At 65.3% G+C, this 25,431-nt stretch carries 26 protein-coding genes; 9 read left to right on the forward strand and 17 right to left on the reverse strand.

Translation table 11 applies throughout. The features are described from left to right. Positions 1 to 51: 51 nt before the first annotated feature. From JW958_03770 to JW958_03810, 9 genes are all read right to left on the reverse strand, one after another. Positions 52 to 798, reverse strand: a complete 747-nt coding sequence (locus JW958_03770) for an NTP transferase domain-containing protein (protein MBN1825360.1) — start codon at positions 796 to 798, stop codon at positions 52 to 54. Beyond that, positions 795 to 1,202 carry an ATP-binding protein gene (locus tag JW958_03775; protein ID MBN1825361.1) on the reverse strand — a complete coding sequence of 136 codons (408 nt, stop codon included), beginning with the start codon at positions 1,200 to 1,202 and terminating at the stop codon, positions 795 to 797. Before JW958_03775 ends, JW958_03770 begins: the two co-directional genes overlap by 4 nt. Beyond that, positions 1,199 to 2,239, reverse strand: coding sequence for a phosphotransferase (locus tag JW958_03780; GenBank protein ID MBN1825362.1), 1,041 nt, complete (start codon positions 2,237 to 2,239; stop codon positions 1,199 to 1,201). Before JW958_03780 ends, JW958_03775 begins: the two co-directional genes overlap by 4 nt. A gap of 112 nt (positions 2,240 to 2,351) precedes the next feature. After that, the gene (gene moaC, locus JW958_03785) at positions 2,352 to 2,834 is read right to left on the reverse strand and encodes a cyclic pyranopterin monophosphate synthase MoaC (protein ID MBN1825363.1); all 483 of its coding nucleotides are present in this window, start codon (positions 2,832 to 2,834) and stop codon (positions 2,352 to 2,354) included. Positions 2,835 to 2,837: 3 nt separating this feature from the next. Further along, complete coding sequence (moaA, locus tag JW958_03790) at positions 2,838 to 3,812, reverse strand: GTP 3',8-cyclase MoaA (protein ID MBN1825364.1); 975 nt, start codon at positions 3,810 to 3,812, stop codon at positions 2,838 to 2,840. Next, positions 3,806 to 5,023 carry a molybdopterin molybdotransferase MoeA gene (locus JW958_03795; GenBank protein ID MBN1825365.1) on the reverse strand — a complete coding sequence of 406 codons (1,218 nt, stop codon included), beginning with the start codon at positions 5,021 to 5,023 and terminating at the stop codon, positions 3,806 to 3,808. The genes moaA and JW958_03795 overlap by 7 nt, the downstream gene beginning before the upstream one ends. A gap of 178 nt (positions 5,024 to 5,201) precedes the next feature. After that, the gene (locus JW958_03800; protein MBN1825366.1) at positions 5,202 to 8,141 is read right to left on the reverse strand and encodes a sigma 54-interacting transcriptional regulator; all 2,940 of its coding nucleotides are present in this window, start codon (positions 8,139 to 8,141) and stop codon (positions 5,202 to 5,204) included. Next, entirely contained in the window at positions 8,141 to 8,413 is a 273-nt protein-coding gene (locus tag JW958_03805; protein MBN1825367.1) for a hypothetical protein, read from the reverse strand. Before JW958_03805 ends, JW958_03800 begins: the two co-directional genes overlap by 1 nt. 567 nt (positions 8,414 to 8,980) lie before the next feature. Further along, positions 8,981 to 9,715 (reverse strand): DUF2064 domain-containing protein, encoded by a 735-nt coding sequence (locus JW958_03810; protein MBN1825368.1) that lies wholly within the window; start codon positions 9,713 to 9,715, stop codon positions 8,981 to 8,983. A gap of 516 nt (positions 9,716 to 10,231) precedes the next feature. On the opposite strand from JW958_03810, the gene JW958_03815 reads away from it, so the two are divergent. The 5 genes from JW958_03815 to JW958_03835 all read left to right on the forward strand — a co-directional run bounded on the left by JW958_03815 (position 10,232) and on the right by JW958_03835 (position 15,018). Next, positions 10,232 to 11,332 (forward strand): hypothetical protein, encoded by a 1,101-nt coding sequence (locus JW958_03815; GenBank protein MBN1825369.1) that lies wholly within the window; start codon positions 10,232 to 10,234, stop codon positions 11,330 to 11,332. Positions 11,333 to 11,560: 228 nt separating this feature from the next. After that, positions 11,561 to 13,075, forward strand: a complete 1,515-nt coding sequence (locus JW958_03820) for a DUF2779 domain-containing protein (protein MBN1825370.1) — start codon at positions 11,561 to 11,563, stop codon at positions 13,073 to 13,075. After that, complete coding sequence (locus tag JW958_03825; GenBank protein ID MBN1825371.1) at positions 13,072 to 13,698, forward strand: cyclase family protein; 627 nt, start codon at positions 13,072 to 13,074, stop codon at positions 13,696 to 13,698. Before JW958_03820 ends, JW958_03825 begins: the two co-directional genes overlap by 4 nt. Positions 13,699 to 13,866: 168 nt before the next feature. Continuing rightward, positions 13,867 to 14,745 carry an SPFH domain-containing protein gene (locus JW958_03830; GenBank protein MBN1825372.1) on the forward strand — a complete coding sequence of 293 codons (879 nt, stop codon included), beginning with the start codon at positions 13,867 to 13,869 and terminating at the stop codon, positions 14,743 to 14,745. A gap of 90 nt (positions 14,746 to 14,835) precedes the next feature. Next, positions 14,836 to 15,018 (forward strand): Arc family DNA binding domain-containing protein, encoded by a 183-nt coding sequence (locus JW958_03835; GenBank protein ID MBN1825373.1) that lies wholly within the window; start codon positions 14,836 to 14,838, stop codon positions 15,016 to 15,018. Between the two features lie 104 nt (positions 15,019 to 15,122). Here the strand turns inward: JW958_03835 and JW958_03840 are convergent, their stop codons facing one another. Continuing rightward, positions 15,123 to 15,983 (reverse strand): methyltransferase domain-containing protein, encoded by an 861-nt coding sequence (locus JW958_03840; GenBank protein ID MBN1825374.1) that lies wholly within the window; start codon positions 15,981 to 15,983, stop codon positions 15,123 to 15,125. Positions 15,984 to 16,091: 108 nt separating this feature from the next. Between JW958_03840 and JW958_03845 the strand changes: the two genes are divergently transcribed. Continuing rightward, entirely contained in the window at positions 16,092 to 16,331 is a 240-nt protein-coding gene (locus JW958_03845; GenBank protein ID MBN1825375.1) for a CDGSH iron-sulfur domain-containing protein, read from the forward strand. Positions 16,332 to 16,361: 30 nt separating this feature from the next. On the opposite strand, the gene JW958_03850 is transcribed toward JW958_03845, so the two are convergent. After that, on the reverse strand, positions 16,362 to 16,931 hold the full coding sequence (locus tag JW958_03850) for an HDIG domain-containing protein (protein MBN1825376.1): 570 nt from the start codon (positions 16,929 to 16,931) through the stop codon (positions 16,362 to 16,364). Positions 16,932 to 17,013: 82 nt separating this feature from the next. On the opposite strand from JW958_03850, the gene JW958_03855 reads away from it, so the two are divergent. After that, positions 17,014 to 17,409 carry a hypothetical protein gene (locus tag JW958_03855; protein ID MBN1825377.1) on the forward strand — a complete coding sequence of 132 codons (396 nt, stop codon included), beginning with the start codon at positions 17,014 to 17,016 and terminating at the stop codon, positions 17,407 to 17,409. Here JW958_03855 and JW958_03860 read toward each other — a convergent pair. Both JW958_03860 and JW958_03865 read right to left on the reverse strand, forming a co-directional pair. Then, positions 17,377 to 17,718: a hypothetical protein gene (locus JW958_03860; GenBank protein ID MBN1825378.1), complete on the reverse strand. Its 342-nt coding sequence runs from the start codon at positions 17,716 to 17,718 to the stop codon at positions 17,377 to 17,379. The genes JW958_03855 and JW958_03860 overlap by 33 nt on opposite strands. Before the next feature lies 1 nt (position 17,719). Then, entirely contained in the window at positions 17,720 to 19,009 is a 1,290-nt protein-coding gene (locus JW958_03865) for a hypothetical protein (GenBank protein ID MBN1825379.1), read from the reverse strand. 69 nt (positions 19,010 to 19,078) lie between these two features. Between JW958_03865 and JW958_03870 the strand changes: the two genes are divergently transcribed. Further along, on the forward strand, positions 19,079 to 19,765 hold the full coding sequence (locus tag JW958_03870; protein MBN1825380.1) for a uracil-DNA glycosylase: 687 nt from the start codon (positions 19,079 to 19,081) through the stop codon (positions 19,763 to 19,765). 174 nt (positions 19,766 to 19,939) lie between these two features. After that, complete coding sequence (locus JW958_03875) at positions 19,940 to 21,088, forward strand: metallophosphoesterase (GenBank protein MBN1825381.1); 1,149 nt, start codon at positions 19,940 to 19,942, stop codon at positions 21,086 to 21,088. A 61-nt stretch (positions 21,089 to 21,149) separates the two neighbouring features. Here JW958_03875 and JW958_03880 read toward each other — a convergent pair whose 3' ends face one another. From JW958_03880 to JW958_03895, 4 genes are all read right to left on the reverse strand, one after another. After that, positions 21,150 to 22,316 carry a hypothetical protein gene (locus JW958_03880; protein MBN1825382.1) on the reverse strand — a complete coding sequence of 389 codons (1,167 nt, stop codon included), beginning with the start codon at positions 22,314 to 22,316 and terminating at the stop codon, positions 21,150 to 21,152. Positions 22,317 to 22,942: 626 nt separating this feature from the next. Continuing rightward, positions 22,943 to 23,743: a metal ABC transporter permease gene (locus tag JW958_03885; protein MBN1825383.1), complete on the reverse strand. Its 801-nt coding sequence runs from the start codon at positions 23,741 to 23,743 to the stop codon at positions 22,943 to 22,945. Further along, positions 23,736 to 24,494, reverse strand: a complete 759-nt coding sequence (locus tag JW958_03890) for an ABC transporter ATP-binding protein (GenBank protein ID MBN1825384.1) — start codon at positions 24,492 to 24,494, stop codon at positions 23,736 to 23,738. Before JW958_03890 ends, JW958_03885 begins: the two co-directional genes overlap by 8 nt. After that, positions 24,491 to 25,402 carry a zinc ABC transporter substrate-binding protein gene (locus JW958_03895; GenBank protein ID MBN1825385.1) on the reverse strand — a complete coding sequence of 304 codons (912 nt, stop codon included), beginning with the start codon at positions 25,400 to 25,402 and terminating at the stop codon, positions 24,491 to 24,493. The genes JW958_03890 and JW958_03895 overlap by 4 nt, the downstream gene beginning before the upstream one ends. Positions 25,403 to 25,431 lie beyond the last annotated feature (29 nt).

Genomic DNA, 25,431 nt, shown 5'->3' on the forward strand with positions numbered 1-25,431 from the left:
GCGACAACAAGAAAGGAGTGCGTTCGCCGTCACGGGAACGGCCGGCGATGTCTACAGCCCGCCGGCCGCGAGCCGGTCGAGAGTGGTTTTCCCTCCCGCCAGGTCCTTCTCCACCTTCTCGAGACGCTCCCTCGTCCCGAGGTCGGCCCAGTAGCGCCCATCCATCGGGAAGGCACGCACCTCCGCTCCTTCGGCCACCCAGACGAGGTAGGCGTCGATCAGATCGAAAGCTCCTTCGCCGGGGAGGCGCTCGGCGAATCCCGCGCGGATCACCTGGATCCCGTTGAACGCGAGGGGACGGGTCCCGCCGCGCGGCCGCCGAATCTCCGGTCCGCCCCATCTCCCGCAGACCATCCCACCGGAGTCCACGGCGAGGGCCCGCCCGGTCGGGCGATCCATCACCGCCAGCGTCGCCCGCGCGCCGGTCCGACGGTGCTCCGCCAGGAGGTCGGCGAGCGGAAGATCGGACAACACATCCACGTTGTGGACGAGCAGCGGTCCGTCGCCGCCCAGCAGGGCGGCCGCCCGTTTCACCCCTCCGCCGGTGCCGAGCAGGAGATCCTCCCGAGAGAGGAGGACCGGGCAGGGCGCGGGCGTTCCGCTCCGTAAAAACTCCTCCAGCCGATCGGCGTGGTGGTGGGCGTTGACGGCGATCCGATCGAATCCGGCGACGGCGAGCTTCGCCAGTGCGATTCGCAGAAGGGGAACGCCTCCGACGGTGAGAAGCGCCTTGGGTGTCCGGTCGGTGAGCGGACGGAGGCGACTCCCGATTCCCGCGGCGAGAACGACGGCGTTCAAGGATTCTCCCCGGGCAGGTCGTGGTGGGTCAGATCACAGCGCTCGCCGCGCCCCGACAGGTGGCGGCAAAGCTCCTCGGCCAGCCATACGGAGCGGTGCCGGCCGCCGGTGCAGCCGAAGCAGACGGTGAAGTCCTCATACTCCTTCGCCCGAACCCCCTCCACCGCGTCCTCCACCATGCGAAACACCCTCTCCCGAAAGGCCCGCGCCTCCTCCCTCGCCTCCAGAAAAGAGGCCACATCCGGGTCCCGTCCGGTCCGATCCCGGTAGCGCTCCTCCCGGCCCGGGTTGGGAAGAAACCGGCAGTCGAACACGAAGCCGCCGCCGTGCCCGGTCGGGTCGGCGGGGATGCCGCTCCCGTGATAGGAAAAGCTGCACACATGAATTCGGGGCGTTCGGCTCATCGCTCGGGCACCCTCACCGCGTCCGGATCTTCGGTGATGCGCGACACCAGATCGCGCAGCGCGCCCGGCCGGGCGAGGGGCCCGTCGCGGGCGAGGAGCGCGCGCAGGTTGGCGATCGCGAAGGGGACGCTATCGAGAAATCGCGTCTTCTCCTGCCGAATTCCCAGATTACCATAAGCGCCGAGCGCTTGAAGGATCCGGATCAGGACGAAACCGGGGAAGAGACGAAGGAAGCGCTCGCGGTCCACGGGTATGCGGCCGGCCAGTTCCTCCAGATACGTTTCGGTCAGTCGCGCACGGACCTCCTCGCCGAGATCGGCGCGGGCACTGTAGAGAAGGGAAGCGAGGTCGTAGGCCAGGGGGCCGCGGCGGCCGGACTGATAGTCGATGAACCAAGGGCGGTCATCGAGGATCATCACGTTGCGGGCTTGGAAATCCCGGTACAGGAAGTAGTCGCGGTCCTCGCCGTCCAACTCGGCGACCAAACGGTCGAAGTCGCGATCGAGAGCTTTCCCGTCGAGGGGGCCTCGGTAGAGCAGTCCGAGAAAATGCTCCCGGAAATAATCGATGTCGCGGCGCATCGCCGCCGCGCCGAATTCCCCCCCCTGGTGACAGAGGCCGTAGTCGAGGCCGCGGTGCCCGTCGATCTGAAAGCGGACGAGCGCGCGGACCGTCTCTTCGTAGATGGGAAGAATCCCGCCGGGGAAACGCCCCTCCCGGCGGACCGCGAGAAGACGGCGGTGGAGCGTTTCGTCTCCCAAATCCGTTTCGAGGTAGAGCCCCTCCCCCGCGTCCTCGGCGATGATCTCCGGCACGGGGAGTCCGACGGAGCGGAAGTGCCGGCTGAACCCGATGAAGGCGTCGTTCTCGGCGCGGTTCCCGCCGCGCACGCCGACGACGCTCCGCCCGCCGCTCCGGAGACGGAGGATTTTCCGGTTCGAGCCGTCCGAGCGGATCGGAACGATCTCCTCAGGCTCCACGCCGAACACGCGGAGATAGAGGGCGGCCAGCGCGGCGCGCGTTTCGGGATCGCTCATAACGGGCATCCTTGTTTCATCGAAGGGAGACTACCGGGCGGGCGGGAACGGGTCAAGGCGGCGGCGGGCAGCCCACGCGCCGTTTCCGAATCCCGGCGCCGGAGAGCCGCGTTCATCCTCCGGCGCTCCATTCACCGCTTTTGCCCCCCCGCTTTTCGAGCAGGCGGACCGTCTCGATGACGATTCCCTTCCCCGCGGATTTGCACATGTCGTAGACGGTGAGCGCGGCGGCGGCGGCGGCGGTCATCGCCTCCATCTCCACGCCGGTCCGGGATCGAGAGGAGACGACGCAGGTGATCCGGACCCTTTCTCCGTCAAGAGTCGTCTCCACGTCCACGTGATCGATCGGGATCGGGTGGCAGAGCGGGATCAGATCCGGCGTCCGCTTGGCGGCCATCACCCCGGCGATCCGCGCCGTCTCCAGCACGTTCCCTTTGGCGACCGCCCCGGTTTCGGCGAGAAGTCGCGCCGTCTCCGGTCCGAGCCGGACCGTCGCCTCGGCGCGGGCGTACCGGTCGGTCGCCTCCTTGCCGGAAAGGTCCACCATGCGGGCGCGCCCGTCCGGGCCGGAATGGCTCAATCGTCTTTCACTCATCCATCAACCTCCGAGGCGGTGCATCGCCTCGCCGGTCCGCATACCGCTCCTTTGCGGTTTGCCGCGGAGCGCCGCTTCCAGCGCGCCGGCGAGCCCGGCGGCGCGCGCGGCGGCGGGGCCACGCAGAATCGGCCGCAGATCCACGCCGTCGGCGCTCATCAGGCACCCGCGCAGGAGACCCGCGGCGCCGAGACGAAGCCGCCCACAGCTCGCACAGAATGGATGGGTGACCGGCGCGATCAATCCGACCGTCCCCTCGCGCCCGTCCGGAGCGGTCAAGGCGTAGCGGACCGAGGTGGACCCGCTCCGCGTCGGGAGGGGCCGGAGATCGAAAGCCTCCCGGATTCGATCGAGCGCTTCCCCCGCCGGCGCGAAGAAGTCGTCGTGGATGGTCCCCGCCTCGCCGATCGCCATCAGCTCCAGGAAACGGACCTCCACGCCGCGATCGAGACCGAAGCGGACCAGGTCGACCGTCTCGTCCAGGTTGCGGTCGCGGAGAAGCACCACGTTCAAACGGACCGGCTCCAATCCGGCGCGGCGCGCCGCTTCGATCCCGCGCAGGGTCTTTTCCACTTCGCCGGCGCGGCGGAGTTCACGGAAACGCTCGGGGCGGAGCGAGTCGAGGCTGATGTTGACGCGGTGGAGGCCGGCCCGCCGGAGCGCCTCGGCGCGCCCCTCCAGGCGTTGCCCGTTTGTGGTGAGAGCCAGATCCTCCAGGCCGAGAGCGGCGAGCCTCCCGATCAGGTCCTCGATACCGGGGCGGAGAAGCGGCTCGCCTCCGGTGATCCGCACACGGCGAAGACCGGTGCGTTCCTTGAGGAAGCGGACCGTTTCGATGATCTCCTCGTCGGTCAGCAGTTCCTCCTCCTCGACGAACCGCCCGCCGTGCAAGGGCATGCAGTAGAGACAGCGGAGATCGCACCGATCGGTGACGGAGAGGCGGAGGCGATCGATGGCGCGCCCGTAGCGGTCTACCACGAATACCTCCAGGGATGAAAATCAACGGCGACGCCCTCGGCGAGCCGGATCGGGCCGTCGGGGAGCATGATCACACCATCGCCGCGGGAGGCGGTGACGAAGTCTCCCGATCCGTGGTTGTCGAGTGCTTCCACGGCGGTCACTCCGCCCGCGTGGATGAGCCGCGCGGGGAGAAAAAAGCGGAGAGGGAGAAGGCGCTCCACGCCGGCGGCGAGGGGAATGCGGACGGACGGTCCCGACGGGTCGGCGAAGCCCGCCATGCGCCGGAGGCCGCGCAGGGCGATCTCCCGGAAAGTGACTTGGAAAGAGACCGGATTGCCGGGGAGCGCGAACACCGGTTTTCCCTCCGCCGTACGGCCGAACCAGCACGGCTTGCCCGGGCGGATCGCCACCTTGTGGAAGAGGCGCCGAACACCGCACTCGCCCAGCGCGTCCGGGACCAGGTCCCGGCGGCCCATGGAAACGCCGCCGCTCATGACCAGCGCGTCGGCCTCCTCCAGCGCGGCCGATATCGCCGCGGTGAGAACCTCGCGGTCGTCCGGCGCGCGGCGAAAGGAGGACGCCGCGAGCCAGGGCGTCCGGTCGATGAGCGCCCGGAGGCCCGGGCCGTTTCCTTCCCGGATGTGCGTGGGAGCCGGTGTCTCTTCCACACCGATCACCTCGTCTCCGGTTCCCACGTAGGCGACGCGCACCGGGCGGCGGACCGCCACCTGCGCCGCGCCGACCGATGCGGCGAGCACCACGCGATGCGGGTCGAGAGTCGTTCCCGCGCCGACGGCGACGTCGCCGCGCCGCGCGTCGATCCCGCGCGGGTGCACGTAGAGCCCGGCGCGCATCTCCGGCTCGTCGATCCGGACCCTTCCATCCCCGGCGGTCCCCATCTCCACCATCGCCACCGCGTCCGCCCCCTCCGGGAGGGGAGCGCCGGTCATGATGCGCGCGCACTCTCCCGGACCGACCACGACATCCGGCGGCCGTCCCGCCCACAGGATACTTTCCAGGAGGCAAAGGTCGGCGCGCCCGCCCCGGAAATCGGCGCTCCGCACCGCCCAGCCGTCCCTCTCGGAACGGTGGAAGGGGGGAAGGTCTCGGTCCGCGGCGATCGCCTCGGCGAGCACGCGGCCCGCCGCTTCGATGAGGGGAAGGGTCTCCTGCTCCAAAGGATCGGTGTTGGCGTCGACGATACGGATCGCCTCTTCGAAAGGGATCATCGCTCTCCCGCGGAGTGAGGATGGACGGAGAAGGTGCCGCGCCGCCCGGCCGAGAGGGGACTTCCCCCGCCGGGCCGCGAACGCCCCCGCGCGGGGGCGACGGCGTCACCCGTTGGATTTGTTGAGCTTAAGATGAGAGGCGGCACGATGTCAAGGGCTCGGGATAAGGAAGGCGACCTCAGTTCTTGCGGATGCGGATGTTGTACTTCTTCAGTTTGTAGCGGAGAAGTTGGACGGAGATGCCGAGAGCGCGGGCGGATTCGCGCAGGGAGCCGCCGGAGTCGGCGAGCGCTTCCTGAATCCTGCGCTCTTCGAATGTGGCCAGCTCCCGAAGGAGAAGCCCCCGTCCATGCTCGGGTGCCTGGAAACGCTTGACCGATCGAGCGTCCCGCAGGAACGCCGACAGTTCCTCGTCGCGGAGCGGTTCCCCGTTCGGGTGGAGCACCACGGCCCGCCGGATCTCGTTTTGCAGCTCCCGCACGTTGCCGGGCCAGGGGTAGAGCATCAGACGCCGCATCGCCTCCGGATCGACGCCGGCCACCCGTTTCCCCTCCTCCGCGGCATAGCGGGCGACGAAATGGCTCACGAGGTGGGGGATATCCTCGCGCCTCTCCCGGAGCGGCGGCACGGTCAGGCGGATCACGTGGAGACGGTAAAAGAGGTCTTCGCGGAAACGTCCTTCGGCGACCTCCTCAACCAGATCGCGATGCGTGGCCGCGACCACGCGAACATCCACGGCCCGATCCCGCGCCTCGCCGACCCTCTTGAGGCGTCCCTCCTCGATGACCCGGAGGAGTCGCACCTGCACCTCCGGGGACAAGTCTCCCACTTCGTCGAGAAAGAGGGTCCCCCCGTTCGCGGACTCGAAAAGCCCCTCCCTCTCGACGACGGCGCCGGTGAAGGCGCCCCGAGCGTGGCCGAAAAGCTCGCTCTCCAGCAAGGTCTCCGGAAGCTCGGCGCAATGAACTTGAACGATACGTACCGCCTCGCCGTGATCTCCCAACTGATGAAGCAGATGAGCCAGAAGCCCCTTGCCGGTGCCGGTCTCGCCATAGATGAGAACCGGCGCGCGGGAGTTGCGGATCGAAACGAGACGGTCCACCAAGCGTTGCATTAATCCGCTCCGGGCGATCACCGTCGGGTAAGGAGATCCCTTCGTCTCGGTTTTCCTGCGCGGGAGATCCCCGAAGAGGCGCTCGGCGTAGGCGACAAACTCTCCGGCCTCTCTCTCGTCGAAGGGGCGCTCCCCCAAACCCCTTTCGACGTAAAGAAGTGCGTCCGCAATCTCGGGACGCCGAAAAGCGAGAAAAGGACCGTGGCAGTCGCTCCCCGTGCTGGTGAGGTTCCCCGAGGAGACGACCAGATCGCGCCCGCCCACTTCGCGCAACCGGGCGGCCAAACGAACCGCCTCTTCTTCCGCGACGCCAACGGCGCGCCTCCCCTCGGGGGAATCCTCGATCAACAGAAAAGCCTGCTTCGCCCCGTAGCGACGGGACAGGCGCGCCACGGCGCTCGCGTGGGCCTCCCTCCCCTCCCGTCGATACAGGAAAGAAGATTCCCCCTCGAGGGCGACCCGGGCGACCTCTTCCTCGAGGCGGGAACGGAGGTCGGCGATTTCACGAAGGGCTCGGTGGTCACGCCGGCGCCGGCAGAGGATCTCCGCCTCTTGCAGGAAGCGAAGCCCCTCATAGGGAGAAATCACCCCCTCGGCGATTTTTACGATCTCGATGAAGAGTTCGCTCCTGCGGCGCGGAAGGCCCAGTTCCTCCAGAATCTTCGCGGCGCTCCGGAAATCGTCCACTCCCCTGCGCCGGTCTTCACGGGACCTGCGTGGGGCGGAAACCCTGAGCCGGCCTCTCTCGATCCGGCTGAGCGCCTCCTCATAGCGGGTACCGATCTCTTCCAGAATGTCGATGCTCTTCTTAAGCGCCGACTCCGCGGATTGGAGCCTTCCACGGCTTGCGAGGATCATTCGGGCGCGGACCCGGTGTAGGATTCCCTCTTCACGGCGATCCTGGATCTCTTGGGCGATCTCGAGGGCTCTTTCTAATTCCACCCGCGCCTCGCGGATCTCGCCGCGGTCCAATCGCCAATCGGCGATTCTACGACCGATTTCCGTAACCATGTCCCCTCGCGGCGCGATACGAAGGGCGATCTCCATCGCTTTCGCGTAGTGCTCCCCCGCCTCGTCGGACCGATTCTCCGCACGTTCCAGATCGCCAAGGAATTCGTGGGCGATGGCGATATCACGCACCACACCTATTTCACAAGCACCCTCCCTCGCCTCTTCAAGATTCTTTCTGCTCTTCTTGTATTCATTTGTTCTACAGTATATCATTCCTAATGCTGTCTTTATTCTAATTGCCCCTCGCAAATGATGTGTTTTGTTTGCCTCTGAAAGTGCTTCCTTTAGTCTTATTGTTGCTTCTTTATACTCCCCTCTCCAGTAAGAAATAATACCCGCTACGAGCAACCACCTCGACTGCCCACCATCAGATAGATTTTTTCTTCCTTTTAATGACTTCTTTGAACAGGCACTGGCTTTCTCAAGCATTCCGATGTTTTTATAGGCTATACTGAGGTTGTGATAGGCTCTGTTACTCATACCTTCATCGTCGAAATACTGAGCCACTCTCGAGACCGTCTCGTATCTTTTTATCGCTTCTTTATACCTAGACAGCCTAAGGAATGCCGTGCCAATGCTTATCAACAAATACAAAGCTTCTTTATAGATCACACCGTCAAACTTCTTAGAATATTGTCTTTCTAGATCCACAACTGCATTGTATTCACCAAGCCAGACTAGCAATCTCGCCTTTAAATCGAGGGAATACAGGTAAGTGCGGTGGTCGATTTCCAAATCAGACCCGATGATCTCTTCAACACAACACAGAGCACTCGAGTAATCATCGGACAAGGCGAGCATCCATGCTTTAGCCAATGTCGACTCTGCATCAGTCTCAAATACCAGTGGGATTTTTACTGAAAGGTTGGCACCAATCGTATAGCAAGCACAACTTGCACCTGTATTGATGTTGTCCTCAGATACAGGTATATCTTGCTGTTTGCAATTAAGCAGTCTTCTGAAGCCATCAATTGCAGTTTCAGTATTCTTCATTATCTCAAAATCACATCCAACAGGTGAAAAAGCACATCAGCACCAACAAGAGGCTCGTCAAAGCAATCTTGGTGAGTTCTGTTCAGTACGTACGGGAAAGGATCATCAGGATCCCCATTACAATGAATCTCCCTCTCCCACTCTTTCTGCGGTAGGTAGGTGTCCTCCGCGCAGGCGCGGGAAACAGTTAAGGAAAAGAGGGAAAAGAGCACGAAGAGAGTGAGGGAGAGGGTGACGGGAATACGGGTTCTACGGAGGAACTCGAGGGCCATGACCTTTCTCCTTCTTGGCGGGAAAATTCTTTCACACCCACAACGGAATGCCGCTACATAAAATACCCTAGCAGCACCGCGGGGCGACCCGCAAGAATCCTTTTAGGCCCTATCGCGCTCCGTCGGTCCGTCCAATGGAGCCGCGGGAAACAACTCTCGATATTTAAACCGGATAGGTGATCCGCGCATGCTTTCTCGCCTTCAGGCCACCGAGGCGATTCCATCCCGACAGGTGATTGTGTCGGGCGAGGGATGCGCCGCCATTCCCTGCAAGGAACCGTTTGGGGAGTGAAAATATTTTTCTCCCACAACAGGTTATGGCCGAAGGAGTTCGCGTCTCCGTCGCACCACCCTTTTCTCATACTTTCCTTGCAACCTTTTCGGCAATCGAGCGCACGGTCCGGCTCACACCACCCGGCTTCCGTGGAACAATATCCTAGCATCCGCCTTATGATGTGTCAAGCTTGTGCGCGGAAAAGTTAAGCCGGCGCGGTCGCGGATAGGGAGCGCGACGCTCCGGGCCACTCTTTCGGAGGAGGCACAAAAACGAGAAATACGCTTAAAGCATTAAGAATAGAGGGAGCGGTCGCCCCACTCCTTGCCCACTTCCATCCCACCCTCCACCACGGATTCGATCCACATGCCGAACTGTTGGCGGGCGAGACTGTGGGAAATCTGGAGATCCTCGGCGGCGCGGTGGAAGGCGTGCTCGTCGGTGACCCGGTACCAGGGCGGGGCGATACCGAGCTTCATGCCGTGGCGGCTGAGAACGCTCGCCAACTCGCCGAAAGTGTCGGCGCTTCCCCAGTGAACCGACTCCAGCTCCGGCACGTCTTTCCCCACGCCGAAGACGTAGACATCCCCGTTCTGGGTGGGGCCGATAACGGCGTCCTTGTCGCGGAAGAGCCGGCGGATCACGCGGAGGTAGTGCATCGGCAGGGAGGGACAATCCGCGCCCAGGACGACCACCTTTTCGTGGCCCATCGTCCGGAGCGCCTGCACGATCGTGTGGAGCCTCTCCCCCTGCGCCCCCTCCGGCTGAGGGATGACGTACTCCGCGTAGGGAAACTTCAGCTCCACCCATTCCCGGTCCTCTTCGCGGGAAGGACAGATCGCCAGATCATAGATGTCGTGCAGGAGAGGAAGTTCCTTCTGGAGAAGGTCGAGGCAGAGCGTGCGAAACTGCTCCACCGCCTGATCGCCGACGGCATCCCGCAGGACGGACCGGCCGCTCTTCGGATCGGGGCAGTTGCACAGGATGGCGAGCACCGGACGTGTGTCCGATCCCTCCGTCCGATTCAAAAGCTCTCCTCCCTCCTTCCCGGCCGAAGCGCCCGCACGCCGCGAGCGCCCACCGGGTGGTTGTCCGCGATCCGGCCGTTCCGAAGAGAAGAGGGGGCGCGTGGAGAAAGCTTCACGCCGGAGCGGCCGTGCCGCCGTGGGGTCCACCCTTTCCATCTATAACAGAAACGAAAGGGTCCGTGAACCACTAAACAGGAACCTATTCCAACTTAGCACCGATTCGCCCGCGCGCCATCCCCCGCCTTATCCCCCGCCCCATCACCGCTCCCCCGCCACCTTATGTGTGCTCCCGCGTCAACCAGTTTGAATGCAAGGGATTACGCGCCGACAATCCTCCCTCTCCTGTAAAGAGAACCGCAGAAGCTGCCGATGATACGCATGATCGGCGTCTCCCGTCGATCCGGCTCCGCGCCGGAAGCGGGACCGGATGGACCGGGCGCGCCGGGTTTCGAGCGGAACCCGAGAAGGAAAAGTGGTTCCCATGGACGCACAACCACGTCGCGGAGGTCGCTGAAGATGAAGAAGTCTCTACCGCTGCTCATTCTATCGCTTGTTCTGCTCGTCGGCGCCGCCTGGGCCTGGGAACGGGCCGGAACCGGCAACTCCATCGCGCCGCAGCAGATGCTCGACCAGAAAAACGCGCGGTCCACGGGGAGCCCCTCCCCCGGCGTGCGGACCCAGGGAGACGACATCGGGAATCCCTACTTGATTCCGGGCATCCCCTTTCGTGATGAAGGGAACAGCTGCTCCTTCAACGATGACTACGTGGAGTACTGCCCCTGGCAGGATCCGGTCCACATGGCGCCGGATGTCGTGTACGCCTACACACCGGCGGGCAATGTCATCGTGAATGCGTCCCTCTGCGAGTCCCAGTACGACACCAAGATCTATATTTACGAGAACTCCTGGACGTCCGGCTCGCCCTACGCCTGCAACGACGACGCCTGCACGAACGAGTACACCGATTTCGCCTCCAAGCTGGAGGCAGTGCCGCTCTACTCGGGGAACACCTACTACTTCGTCGTGGACGGCTACGGGTATAGCTGCGGCGACTACGTGATCGACATCACGGAGTGGTCGGAATGCGTCATCGACTGCCCCAACGGCGCCCTGACCGAGGACGAACCGGTCTGCTACGACGAGTATGTGGACGTCTCCAATGGAGGCTGCAACTCCTCACCGCCCGTGTTCGACCCGATCTCCTGCGCGGCCGAGCCGATTCACCTGTGCGGCACGAGCGGCACCTACATCGTGACCGACCCGTTCTGGGGGGACGTAGACTACCGGGACACGGACTGGTACGAGATCACGCTGAATGAAACCCGGACCATCACCTACCGGGCGACGGCTCAGTTTCCGGTGCTGATCTTCCTTCTGGATGGAAGCGGCGGCTGCGACGATCAAGAGATTCTCGAGTCGGACTCCGCCTGCCCTTGTGACGAGGCGATGGTCTCCCGCACGCTCGGCCCAGGCACCTACTGGCTCTGGATCGGCCCCTATTTCTACTCCGGCGTCCCCTGTGGGGCGGAGTACGAGATCACCATCGAGGGTTTGGAGTGTCCCGTACACACCGAGAACTCCAGCTGGGGGAAGATCAAGAGCCTTTTCCGCGATTAAACGCGGCGGAAGACGACGTGGTGCGAGTGGCGGGCGGGCGTCCGGAATGGGCGGCCGCCCGCGCTCTTTCGGGCCGGAAGCGGGGTGCGCGCGCCCGGGCGTTGATTTTTTCGGCCCCTTGCATGAAAATGAAGGGGTGAAATTCACGGATCGGCGGCGAGAGACCACGAAGAGGCCCACCGAACCGGAGGACCCCCGCCCGAACCGGACCCCGCGAAACGGAACTGCATGCCTCGTAGTAAGCGATTAACGAAAGAGATCATCGGACGCGCGCTCGAGTGCCCGCGCCTCGCCTATCTGGAGACCGCGAGACGTGCGCCGGAGAACGCCGCCGGAGAGCCGACCAGCGCCGCGCGCATTCAGATGCATCACGGCCGCATCGTGGGAAAGCTGGCGCGCGGGGAGTTTCCCGGCGGCCGCCTCGTGGAGGCGATCCGTTTCGACGACGCGGTGGGCGAGACCGCCGAGGCGATCCGCGCGGGCGAGACCATCCTGTTCGAGGCCGCCTTTCGGGGGGACGGCATCGCCGTGCGGACCGACATCCTCGCCCGGAACGGTTCGGACGGGAAATGGCGGCTCTGGGAGGTGAAGGCGGGGGGCGAGGTCAAGGAATCCTATCTGATCGACCTCGCCGTGCAGGTCCACGCGCTCGAGGCGGCGGGCATCCGCCCGGAGCCGGGGCTCATTCTGCTCGACAAGGAGACGGTCCGCGGCGATCCCTCCCACTTCCGGCGCGTCTCCTGCGCCGCCGACGTGAAGCGGCGGCTGCCACGGATCCGCGACGCGGTCGCGAAACTCCGGGACACGCTCGCCTCGCCCGCGCCGCCCGAGGCGCCGATGGAACGGCGCTGCCGTGACTGCGCGCACCGGCGGTCGTGCTGGCCGGCGCTCCCCGACCGTTCCGTCTTCGAGCTGTACCAAGGGATGGGCGGCTGGCGCGCCGTGGAGTCGCTCCTCGCCGCCGGCTTAACCGATATTCGTTCGATTCCCGCCGACGTGCGACTCACCCGCATCCAGAAGCGGCAGGTGCGGTCGGTGCTCTCCGGCGCGCCGGTTGTGGGACGCGGTCTCGGCAAAGCCCTTCTCGCCGCCGCGGTTTATCCAATCCACTTCCTCGACTTCGAGGCGGTCCGCCCGCCGATCCCCCGCTTCGAGGGCCAGCGCCCCTTCGACCTGGTCCCCTTCCAGTGGTCCTGCCACGTTCTCCGCGAACCGGACGCGCCGCTGGAGCATTACGATTATCTGCGGACGGACGACGGCGACCCGCGACGCGAACTGACCGAGTCGCTTCTCGACCGCGTCGCCGACGAAGGATCGATCATCGTCTATTCCCTCTTCGAGCAGGAGGTGCTCCGGAGCATGGCGGCGGTTTGCCCCGACCTCGCCGCGCCCCTGCGCGGCATGGAAGAGCGTCTCTTCGACCTGCTCGACGTGATCCGCCGGCACTACTATCATCCCGGTTTCGACGGATCCTTCTCGATCAAGAACGTGCTCCCCGTGCTTGCCCCGGGTAAAGGGTACGAAACGATGGCGATCCGCGACGGCATGGACGCGGTTTGGTCCTACTATCGATTACAATCGGAGGGGATGAGCGACGGAGAACGCGAGCAACTGGAGAAAGACCTTCTCGAGTACTGCGAGCTGGATTCTCTCGCCATGGTCGACATCTACGAGGCGCTCCTACGCGCGCGCGAACACGATCCCGCCGCGCGCGGCGGGAGACGGGGGTTTCGAGAGAAATGACGATTCACGACATCACGAGGCCTCTCGGCGAAGAGACCGCCCCCTGGCCGGGGGATACACCTTTCTCACGAGCTTGGGCGGGGCGGATCCCGCGGGGGGACCACAGCAACGTGAGCGCCCTCTCTTTCAGCCCCCATTTGGGCACGCACGTGGACGCCCCCTTCCACGTCCGGGAGGAGGCGCCCACTCTCGACCGGATGAACCTGGAGCCCTTCCTCGGGCCGGCCCGCGTGATCGACGTGGAACCGGGTCCGGATGGCGCCATCGGACCGGAGGCGCTCGCCGGGATCGACCCGGCCGATCCGCCCCGTCTCCTCTTCCGGACAGGAACCCACCCGGACACCACCCATTTCCCGACGAGCTTCGCCTACCTCGCCCCCGAAACGGCGGAGGCGATCGTGCGGGGGGGCGCGCGCCTGGTCGGCATGGATTCCCCCAGCTTGGATCCTTTCGGCTCGGACGCGCTCGTCAGCCACAAGTGCATCATGGAAGGTGGGTTATACTGGATCGAGAATCTCGATCTCTCCCGCGTTTCCGCAGGCATCTACAGGCTGATCGCCCTTCCTCTCCGCATCACGGGCGGGGACGCGAGCCCGGTGCGAGCTGTTCTCGTTTCTGAATAACTCTTATTCCAGAAACGCGTTACGAGTTTTCTATGTGGGCCGGTGAAGAAAATCCGGCCCTCTTTTGTATTCTCAGTTGACGAAAAAATATCAATGTGATATCATTTCGATAACAACACCGTTCGACGCCGCCCCCCGCACGGACGGCGCGGAGAAGGAGACCCGACGATGAACGGCGAAACCACGCGCAAGCCGATCTCCGGCTACCCGATGCTGATCTTGGTCCTGCTGATTCTGCCGCTGATCGCGCTATCGATCGTTGCGGCGGGATCCACGAAGAATCTCCTCTATCTCGTCCCTCTCTTCAGCCTCTTCCTTCTGGAGATTCTCCTTATTCCCGGTTTCTTCGTGGTCAACCCGAACGACTCGCGGGTGCTTGTGCTCTTCGGGAAGTACAAGGGGACGGTGAAGACCAACGGCTTCTTCTGGGCCAATCCTTTCTACAGCAAACACAAGATTACATTGCGGGCGCGCAACCTGAACGGCGACCGTTTGAAGGTGAACGACAAAGCGGGGAACCCGATCGAGATCGCCGCGGTGGTGGTCTGGCAGGTGGAGAACACCTACCACGCCGCTTTCGACGTGGACGACTTCCATGAATACGTGATCGTGCAGAGCGAGGCGGCGGTCCGCCATCTGGCCGGCGCCTATCCCTACGACACTTTCGAAGACCATGACGAGGAGACCCTTACCCTCCGCGCCGGCAAGGAGCACGTGAACGAGATGCTCGAGAAGGAGTTGACGGAGCGTTTCGCCCGGGCGGGGGTTCGCGTGATCGAGGCGCGGATCAGCCATCTCGCCTACGCCTCGGAGATCGCCGAGGCGATGCTCCGGCGGCAGCAGGCGTCGGCGGTTGTCGCGGCGCGCACACAGATCGTGAACGGCGCGGTCAGCATGGTGGAGATGGCCCTCGATCAGTTGAGCGCCAAAAATGTGGTCGAGCTGGACGAGGAGCGGAAAGCGGCGATGGTGAGCAATCTGCTCGTCGTGCTCTGCAGCGAGACTTCCGCCTCGCCGGTGGTGAACGCGGGCACGTTGTATCAATAAACCTCGCGACAAGGCGGACGACGCGGCGCCGGGTCCCTCCGCGGGGCGTCCGGCGCCGCGACCGTTCCCCGGCGGAATCGAGGTCGAGACGTGGCGGAGCGAAAGAAATTCCTACTCCGAATGAGCCCCGACCTGTGGGAAGAGCTGAACCGCTGGGCGGCGCGGGAGTTCCGGAGCGTGAACGGTCAGATCGAGTTCCTGCTGCGGCGCGCGGTGGACGAACGCAGCTCGGGTAAAAAAGACACCGAAGGAGGCGAAGGAGAAAACCGATAGCCCTTCGCGGACAATCGACCGAGGGGCGGGCCGGCACCCGCTTTTTTTATTTATAAAACAAGAGATGTCGCGTCGGACCAGCCGCCGGGCCGCATCTTCCGTCGCTACTCCGGGCGGACCGCCTCGAAGAGTACCCGGGCGACGGCGCCCGCAAGATCCCGCGCGGCGCGCCCCACCAAGCGGTCGGTGACGAATCCTCCGAGCGCCTTGCGGGCTTCCTCCGCTCCCGGCACCGTCTCGCCCCGGATCATCTCGGCGATCCGGTCCTCCGAATAGGGAACGCGCTCCACGATCCGCACGGACGCCAGACCGGCCCTCTCCAGGCCTTTCCGGTACGCGTCGACCCCGATCGCGCCGGCGAGGCTGGGGCTGTAAAAGGCGCCCACTTCGCGGAGCCAGAGGGGCATCTCCTCCACCGCCACGTCCGCCAGAATCGCCCGCCCTCCGGGATGAAGCGTCCGGACGATCTCGGCGAAGACGAGATCCTTCTCGGGCGAAAGGTTGATCGCGGCGTTGGCGTAGATCCGGTCCGCGACGCCGCTCCGGACCGGCAACCGTTCGATGGCGCCCACGACCGCCCGGACGTTGGCGAAGCCCGCGGCGGCGGCGTGCTCTCGGACGCGCTCCGCCATGGGGCGGGCGAGTTCCACGCCGACCGCGATCCCCCGCGGGCCGATTCTTCGAGCCGCGAGAAGAAGGTCGAGACCGGCGCCGCATCCGAGGTCGAGCACGAACTCCCCCTCCGCCGGCGGCGAGGCGCCCACCGGATCGCCGCACCCGAAGGAGAGCGCCCACGCCCCCGGCGGGAGGCCGGCGAGATCCGCGGGGCTGTAGGGCGCGTCGCGCGCCGTCACGCCGGCCGGCGTCGCTTCCCCCTCCGCGCCCGTCCGGGAAACCGCCGGTAGCGCGGCGGCGCGCGCGTAAGTCTCGGCGACCCTCCTTCGGATCGCGTCGGCGTCGCTCATCATCCCCTCCCCCGCCGGGGGCGGAAAGAGTACCCACCCGGCGGCGGGATCGTTAGACTACAAACAAGGACGCGCCGGGCGTTCCGGGGCGTCGAAGGAGGTGATCCGATGGCCGAACCGAAAATTCCCTTCAAGAAGCCGATCAACATGAAGCTCGAGCCGGGCGAGTATTACTGGTGCGCCTGCGGCCGCTCCTCGAAACAGCCCTTCTGCGACGGCAGCCACAAGGGGACCGAGTTCACGCCGCTTCGTTTCGAAGTGAAAGAAGCGAAGTGGATGAACCTGTGCCGTTGCAAGCACACGGGGACGCCGCCGATCTGCGACGACACCCACGAGGATCTGGAATAGGCCGAGGGGACGCCCCCGCGCGCCCCCATCCTACAAACCCAGCGCCTCGGCGTTTTCCTGCATCGCCGCGAGCACGAAGAGGATGTGCTCATCCAGATCGACGCCCAGCTCCACCGCGCCGACCTTCACCGCTTCCCGGTCGACGCCGGCGGCGAAGGATTTCTCCTTCCACTTCTTCTTGATCGACTTCAGTGCGACGTCCGCCAGCTTTTTCGACGGCCGGACGAGGGCGACCGCGGCGATCAGCCCGGTCAGCTCGTCCACGGCGTAGAGCGCCTTCGCCATGCGCGTTTCGCGCGGGACGCCCGTGTAATCGGCGTGGCTCAAAATCGCCCGCAGAAACTCCTCCGGGTAGCCCTTTTCACGAAGCAGGTTCACGCCCCAGTAGGGGTGTCCGCTCTCCGCCTCCGGGTCCGGCTTCGGGTGCGCCTCGTAATCGAAATCGTGCAGGAGGCCGAGCGCCGCCCAGATCTCCTCGTCCTCGCCGAAACGGCGCGCGTAGGCGCGCATCCCCGCTTCCACGGCGAGCATATGCTTGATCAGATTCGGGTTCTTGGTATGCTCCGCCAGTATCGCGTATGCTTCTTCGCGTGTGATCATCGTTCCCTCCCGGCCGGGTTTTGCTCCATTCTAGCAGGAGCGGCGGCGCGGCGGGACCGGAAGATCCCAAGGAGATGAACCCATGCCGCTGCGTTCGAAGATTCCTCTGTTCCTCACGCCGGCCGTCGTTTTCCTCTCCCTCGCCCTCGTCAACTGGCTGCAGATCCGAGAGGCGCGGACGAAAGACTTCCATTGGACTCCCGGGGCGAACCCTCTCACCATCGAGGAAGCGGCGGGAGACGTGGAGGTTTTCGCGGCGGGGGCGCGGGTGGAGACGCTCCTCGACCGGCGGGAAATGGCCGTGCGACGGGACGGCGAGTGGATCCCCCTCGCCCGCGGCGACATTTCCTTGCGGATCAACAATCTTCACCGGGTGAACGGTCCCCGCTTGTTCGCCTTGGGTATTTTTCTGGCGCTCGGCGCCGTCCACCTGCTCCTCTTCTTTCTACCCGTTCGGATCGGGCGCGGCGGCGTCTAGCGGAGGTACGCCTCGGGCCGCGGCCGTTTCGGCGAGCATAGCGATCCGGAATGGACCGACCCGATCCACGATCACATACCTCTCATCGATCAGATTCGAGAACCAGACGAGGGCCGGATCGACCCTCGATGAGCCGACGGCGAAGAGGTCCGCTCCCGCGACGAGAAACTCCGGCCGTCCCCGCTCCACGTCCGGCCGGACCTCGCGCTCGAATCGCTCCATCGCCCTGGCGGTGAAAAACCGGCCGAGGACGACCGACCCCGCGATCCAGAGCAGAAGGAGGACGCGCGTTCCCTTGCCGCCGCTCATCTCAACTCTCCCGCGCGCGGCGGCGCAGCCAGAGCGCCTGCACCACGTATCCCGCCAGGTTGGCGGCCAGCCCGTAATAAAGCCCCGTCACGCCGCCGTGGCGCACGCCGGCGACGAGGACGGCGCAGATCGTCGCCAAGGAAAGCATCATCGCCTCGGTGATTCCCCGGGTCCTATGGGTGTGAACCAGATCCCCCTGATAGTAGCTGTGGATCACGCTGAACGCGGGGAAAAGGACGGCGATCCAGAGGCCGCGGCCGGCGAGGACGGCGAGCTCCCCTTCCAACGCCGACACGCCGGTGAACCAGAAGCGGCCGAGGGGGGTCACGATGACGATCAGGAGGAGCGCCGTGGTCGACACGCCCAGGACTCGGGCGAAACGGGCGAGTGCGCGGCGCGCGCCCGCGTCGTCCAGCATCACCACCACCACCTCGTTGAAGGCGAAGCCGAGCGATCGGAGCGTGAAGACCAGGCCGTTCAGCACGGGAAGGACCGCCAGCGATTCCAGCGCGCGGGGCATCCGGCTGAGCGCCGCGCTCATCACCGGATGGGCCATCATCGTGAAGAGCGGGGTGATGGCGAGAGGCACATAGAAGGAGAGCATCGCGCGGAGCGTGAGCGGCGCGCCTCGGACCTCCGCGAGTTGAAGCGGTCCGCGCACCACCGCGCGCGCGACGGCGCCCGCGTAGATCGCCTCGGCGATCACGCCGACGGAGATCGCCGTGGCGCCCACGACGATCCCCGGCAATCCGCCGTACGCCATCCCCGCGAGAAGCGTCGCCACGTTCGCGCCGAGACGGACCGCCGTGCCGATTCCGACGGCGCGTGAACGGCCGAAGCGAATCAGGAGCCCCTGCTGGAAGCGGCGGTAGGCGATCGCCGGCGTCCAGGGGGTGAAGATCAGCATGCCGAGGCGCGCCGGCCCGCGGATCTCCTCCGGCACGCCGAGGAGCCGGTCCACCACGAGGTCGTAGAGAGGCGTGGCGGCGAGGGCGAAGTGGACCGCGCCGAGGACGAGAGCGGAGACGATCATGAAGCGGCGGAGCCTCGCGTAGGTGTCCCGGTCGCGGCAAAGCGCCGTCGACGCCGACAGAAGCATGATGATCGGCGCCTCGATGACGAGCGACAGGGGAAAGACCACGCCGCCGTAGGCCGCCAGATGGACGCTCGGGTTCGGAAGACGGGCGATGACCGCGCTCGCCACCGGCAATTCGAAGCCCATCATGATCCAGCTGGCGGCGAGGGGCCACCAGGTGCGGAAGACGCGGCGGAGCGTGATGTCCCGTTCCATACGATCGACCGTCCTCGCCGTTCGCGAAAAAGGATGGCGGCCGGCGGTTCCGCGCGATAGGGTGGCCCCATGAGCACCGCGCGGGATTGGCTGCAACTGAACGAGCGAATCGGCGCCTGCGCCCGTTGCCCCCGCCTGCGCGAATACGGCGACCGCATCGCCGTGGAGAAACGGGCCGCCTACCGGGACGAGACCTACTGGGGGCGCCCCATTCCGAATCTGGGCGATCCGGAAGCGCGCCTCCTCTTGGTCGGGCTCGCGCCGGGCGCCCACGGCGCCCACCGGACCGGCCGCATGTTCACGGGCGACGGCGCCGGCGATTTTCTTTTCGACGGGCTCCGCGCCGCCGGACTCGCCGCCGGACCTGCGGGGGAAGAGTCGCTACTCGGCGCGGCGATCACCGGCGTGATCCACTGCGCGCCCCCCGGCAACCGTCCTCTCGCCGCGGAGATCGCCGCCTGCGCCGAACACCTCGACGGAACCGTCGACCGGCTTCCCCGCCTCGCGGGGATCGTCGCCCTCGGCGGAGTCGCCTTCGACGCGACCGTCCGCCTGCTCCGGAGGCGCGGCGTGCCCCTCGGTCCGACGCGCCCCCGCTTCGGCCACGGCGTCCGGGTTCTCCCCGCCGGCGGTCCCTTCCTTCTCGCCTCCTACCACACGAGCCGCCTGAACACGTCCACCAAGCGACTCACCCGTCCGATGCTTCTCGCCGTGCTCCGCGAAGCGGCGCGCCGCGCCGGCCTCGCCGCCGGCTAAGATGTCCTCGGTGCCGGACACCTTTTTGCGAACACAGGGAGCGAAAAGGTATCTGGTGCCGAAAAACGGTTCGGAAAAAGGGAAAACACGCCGTTCGGGCTCGTTTCGGGTTATCTTCCGTATCAAGAGCGGTATGCGACCGTGCACCAAACACGCCATCCAAGAGGATGTTTCATGAATCATCATCGAGGCGGACGGACGGGGTCAAAACAAATCTCCCGGACGGCGGCGGCGATCGCGTTCTCCGCGGCCCTTTCCCTGGGATTCACCTGGCCGTGGGAGATGGGGGATCCCTGGCCGGGAACGTCCGAGACGCCGGTCGCGCCTCTCGAGCGCCCCGCGCCGGAGGAGCGCGCCGCCGCGATCGATGTCGACCCCGCGGAAGGCTACCGCTTCGCCGTCTTCGGCGATCAAAGGGCGCTCGCCGACGGCGAGTGGCAGAGGATGATCGCCCACATCGACTCCATCGACCGCGCCGGGCCGCCGATCCTCTTCCTGGTCGACACGGGAGACATCGTCTACAACGGAACGCACACCGATCAGTTCGCGATGCTGCGGGAGATTCTCGCGCCGGTGGAGCGCCTCCCCTATCTGGTCGCCGCCGGCAACCACGAGGTGTGGAACAACAAGAGCGACGCCGCCCGCGCGCACACCGCCCGTTTTCTCGCGGGGCTCGATCCCGCGCTCGGACCGGAGCGTCTGTATTTCAGTGAGCGCGTCGGCCCGGCGCTCTTCCTCTTCCTCGACACGAACGACATGGTTTACGGCGGCGGCCGGAACGAACGCGTGCCGGCGCAGATCGCCTGGCTTCAAGAACGCCTCGCCGCGCGCGAAGAGGGTGTGCGAACGGTGATCGTGGTGATGCACCATCCCATCTTGCAGTCGTCGGAGAAGCACCGCTCCGAGGCGGCGAAACTGTGGAACGCCGACCACGGCGGGCGCCGTCTCGTGGACCTCTTCCTGGACGGAGGCGTCGACCTGATCCTCACCGGCCACACGCACACCTACGAGCGCTTCCGGATCGAGAGGGCGGGCGGCGGCGCGCTCGATCTGGTGAACCTCTCCGGCCGCCCCCGGAACGATCTCTTCTGGTTCGGCCATCGCTCCCGTCGCGCCCGCTCGTTCGCGGGCCGCGAGAAGGAATGGCTCGAGTCGAAGGGCTGGCGGATCGACGAGGGATGGCGGATCACGCAGGAAGAGGTGATGACCGGCGAAGGGGCGGACCAGTTCGGCCTCTTCACCGTCGGCCCGGACGGCGCGATCGACGCGGAGATCCTCTTCTTGGGCGACGACGCGCCGGGAGGACTGCGGCGGGGGTTCTAGCGGACGCGATCCAGACCCTCGAGCACGAACCGCTCGCGGCCGGCGGGAGGACACCGCCCGGTCAAAATCGGATGGAAGTGATCCGGCGTCCATGCTCCCGTCGCGAACGCACGACCCCGTCTCGAAGATCGAGAATCAATCCATCCGCCTCCAGGCGCATCTCCTCGAATATCCCGTCGGACGGGACATCCGGAATCTCCTCCCCGTTCCAAAGGATCCGCGGAGAGGACGGCCAAGCGAACAGAATATTTCTCACTCGAAAGAGATCCCGGTCCGCCAGTTCGGTCAGCGCTCCGCGCCCGTTCATACTAAGGAAGAGGCGTGGATCCCTAAAGACCTTTAGAAATCCACGATGAAGAATCGTGCGATCGGACACCCGGATAATGCCCTTGGGATTGTAGTTCATGCCGATTTTCGGCCAACCCGCCGGAATCCCGATTTCTACATGGTCTTTTCCGGTGATTTCCCGCACGAGACCGGCCAGACCGGCCCGATTCTCGTCGACTCTGATCGCGAATTCGTTTCGATGTCCTTCATACCCGTAGTATTCCAAGATTTCCGCGAGACTCCACCGGCCGTCGACGGGAATCCATTCGTCCACCAAGCCGCCCAATGTGCTACCCGAACGGACCCGTCGCTTCCAATCCGGATCGATCCGGTCCAGAAGAAAGGCGAGAGTACCGCCGACGCCGTATCCCCGGTTTCTCCATCCGGCCGGATCAAGAAACACCTGATCCAGTCTTTCCCTTAGCGCCTCCCCCGCAATGGAGCATCCGGTCAGGACCTCGACGCCTTGTAGGCCGACATATGTGGCGATCCCTTCGTGAAACTCCGATCCGCGTTCACAAGCAGCCATTTCCGGATCCAGGAGCGCCCGCCGATGCCGGGCCACCGTTCGATACCGAGCAACCCGATCAATCATGTCTTCCGGCGCCGTCGATCGCAAGGCCTCGGCAAGAATGATTTGTTCGAGATGTCCGAGCGCATAGAACTCCGCATGATCAATCGGAAAGAAAGACTGCAACGCCGGGTTTTCCCAGTTCCCCTTGAGAGCGGGATCCACTAATTGGCGGGTGTGAAATCCCTCGTGAAACAACAACTCGTAAAAACGTTTTTCGTCCCAATCTTGCAGAGCGAGCATGAACAGGGGGTCCGCGCCGTCCCAGGCGGCGTCGACGAAAACGTCGAACGGCGCGTCGGCCGCAAAGAATACCGGCCGGCCGTTCATGCGGACGCGGGTATCGGTAAAATCGTCCGGCGGCTTCTCCGAGTTCAAAAGGCAGGTGTAATCGGCGCCCCAGAAGGCGATCCGCATCTCCTTCAGGTTGTAGCCGGGCCATATTTCTTCCAAGACCTCGTCTTCTTCATTGAAAACGCGCTCCATACGGAGGAGCGCCATCCGCAAGGTTTTCGGGAAAGGAAGGTCCGGTGTGGACAAGGTATCTCCCGACGAAGCCGATTCGCCGTTTTCTTCCACACGGACGAGGTTCGTGGCGCAGGCGGGACCACGGACGATCGACGGGACGTGAAGGACAAGGATCACACACAGGTAGAAGCTCGAACACGCGGGACACAAGCATCGCCTTTTCATGATTCGTTCCCTTGTTGAATTTCGTTCCGAGTCGCCTTCGGTTCATCCGCGTCCTGATCGGTGGGTCGATTTTTAATTCCGGGCACGAAATTTTCTTCACTTCTCTAGACACTTGAAAAAAGAGAATGGTTGCCCACTTCATCCGGACCGGGGAAACGAGTCATCATCATGCGGTATTCGGGGCGCCCCTCATCAAGGGGGCGGAATGGGAACGCGTGCCTCGCCCCGGGCGATTTCTACGGAGGAAACGAAGGGAAAGCCGGCTATCCCCGGCCGCGCCGCAGCAGAAAGGCGGCGGTGAAGACGGCGGCGTGTGTGAGGATCACGGTGGCGCCGCTCGGGACGTCCAGTTCGTAGGAGGCGAGGAGGCCGGCGACGGTGCCGAGGACGCCGACAGCGACGGCGATCGCCGTCATGCCGAGGAAGGTGCGGGCGAGTACGCGCGCCGTCGCGGCGGGGATCACCAGAAACGCCGCGATCAGGAGAATCCCCACCACCTTCACCGCCACCACCACGGTGACCGCCACGAGAATCGCGAGAAGATAATCGTCGCGGCCGACCGGCACGCGGTCCGCCCGCGCCAACTCCCGATCGAACGTGGCGTAGGCCCAACGGCTCCAGAGGGGAAACGTGGCGAAGGGAAGGAGCGCCAATACGCCGCTCAGAATCAGGTCCCCCCGGTCCACGCCGAGAATCGATCCGAAGAGGAGTGCGAAGGCGTCCTCGGTGTACTCCCGTTTGAGCGCGAGGAAAAGAACGCCGAGGGCCACCGACACGGCGAAGAAGATGCCGATCGACGTGTCCCCACCCAGCTCCGTCCGGTCCCGCACCCAGGTGATCCCGACGGCGACGAGCACCGTGAAGGGGATCGCCACATAGAGGGGCTGCAGACCCAGGAGCAGCCCGAGGGCGACGCCACCGAAGGCGGCGTGGGCGAGGCCGCTGCCGAGAAAACTGAGCCCCCTCTGCACCACGAAGACGCCGTAGTAGCTCGCCAGGAAACCGACCAACGCGCCGGCGAGGAGCGCCCTCTGCATGAAGGGGAAGGTAAGCGCCTCAAACATCGAACACCCCCCCGAGGTAGGGTGCTTCGTGACTGTGGCCGGTGTGGCCGAAAGCGGCGCGCAGGCAGTCTTCCGTGAGGCAATCCCTCGCCGGACCGAAACCGATCTGCCGGCGATCGAGAAGAAGCACGTGGGTGGAGTGATGATAGGCGACCTGCCAGTCGTGGGTCACCACGAGCATCGTCGCCCCGTTCTCCCTCTGATAGTCCTCGAGAAGACGGTACAGGTCCGCCTCGCCGACGGCGTCGATCCCCGAGGCGGGTTCGTCCAGAAGAACGAGGCGCGGACGACTGACGAGGCAGCGGGCGATGTAGATCCTTTGCATCTCCCCGCCGGAGAGATCGCGGATGGGGCGGTCCGCCAGGTGGGCGGCGTCCACGTCGGCCAGCGCCGCCATCGCCTTCTCACGATCCCGCCGGGCGATCCTCGCCGGCCAGCGCCGCCGGAGGCCGGAGACGACCAGTTCCACCGAAAGCGCGGGAAAACGCCGGTCCATCGTCTTCAGCTGAGGCATGTAGCCGATCCTCGCCGGGGAGACGCGGCGCGGCTCTTGTCCGAACACGCGGATCGATCCGGTCTCGATCGGCACGAGACCGAGAATCGCCTTCAGCACCGTCGACTTGCCGCCGCCGTTCGGCCCGATGATGGAGACGCTCGCCCCCTCGGGAACCTCGAAGTTCAGATTCTCCACGGCGCGATGCGCGCCGTAGCGGACCGCGAGCCCCTCCACACGCACCACCGGTTCGCTCATCGAAGGGCCTCCGCCGCGCCGCGCGTCATCGCGAGCAGAATCTCCTCGTACGTATCCAGCCCCGGCGCGCCGCCGAGAGGGTCGAGGAGCACCACCGGGATCCCCGTCGCCTCCTCCACCGCGCGCGCCGGCTCCCGCGAGAGCTGCGGGAGCGCGAAAATCGCGTCGGCGCCGCTCTGTCGGACGGCGCGGATCACGCGAACCAACTCCTTGGCGGTCGGTTCCTTCCCCGGGACGATCTCGATCACGCCGGCTTCGCGTATTCCGTAGCGCCTGAGAAAATAACGGTTAAAAGGATGAGAGAGGAGCACCACGCGCCCGCGAAAGGGTTCGAGAGTCGCTTCGATGCGCCGGTGAAGCGAATCGACCGACGCGGCGACGCGCGCGCCGTTCCTCCGATAGACCTCCGCACCCTCCGGGTCGAAAGCGGCGAGGCTCTCCGCGAGGACGGGGATCGTCGCCGCGACGGCGACGGGATCGAGCCAGAAGTGCGGGTCCGTTGCGGGCGAGTCTCTCTCGTCGCCGCCCCCGCCGCGCGCGCCGTGGTCGTGATCGTGGCCGGGAAGAACATCCGCGGGGAGGGGAAGGAGAAGCGAATCGGGGACGAGGCCGAGCACCCGAAGACGGCGGGGCCCCGGCAGGTTCGCCGCCCAGCCGTCCAGAAGACGGTCGACATAGACGATCGCCGCTGCCCCTTCGGCGCTCCGGATGTCGGACGGCCGCGGCTCGTACGTGTGCGGCGAGGCGCCGCTCGGGAGGAGGCGGATCACCTCCGCGCGCCCCTCCGTCACGCGGGCGAGCAGGTCCGCGATGGGCGCCACGGTGGCGATGTAGCGCACCGGCGCTTCGCCCGACGCGGAGCCCCACAGGAGCACCGACAGAACCAGAATAAGAACGCTTGGGCGCATCGCGCTTCCCTCCCCCGGGCGGGGGCGCC

It is taken from the genome of Candidatus Eisenbacteria bacterium (assembly GCA_016930695.1).
In the GTDB taxonomy this organism is placed as follows: domain Bacteria; phylum Orphanbacterota; class Orphanbacteria; order Orphanbacterales; family Orphanbacteraceae; genus JAFGGD01.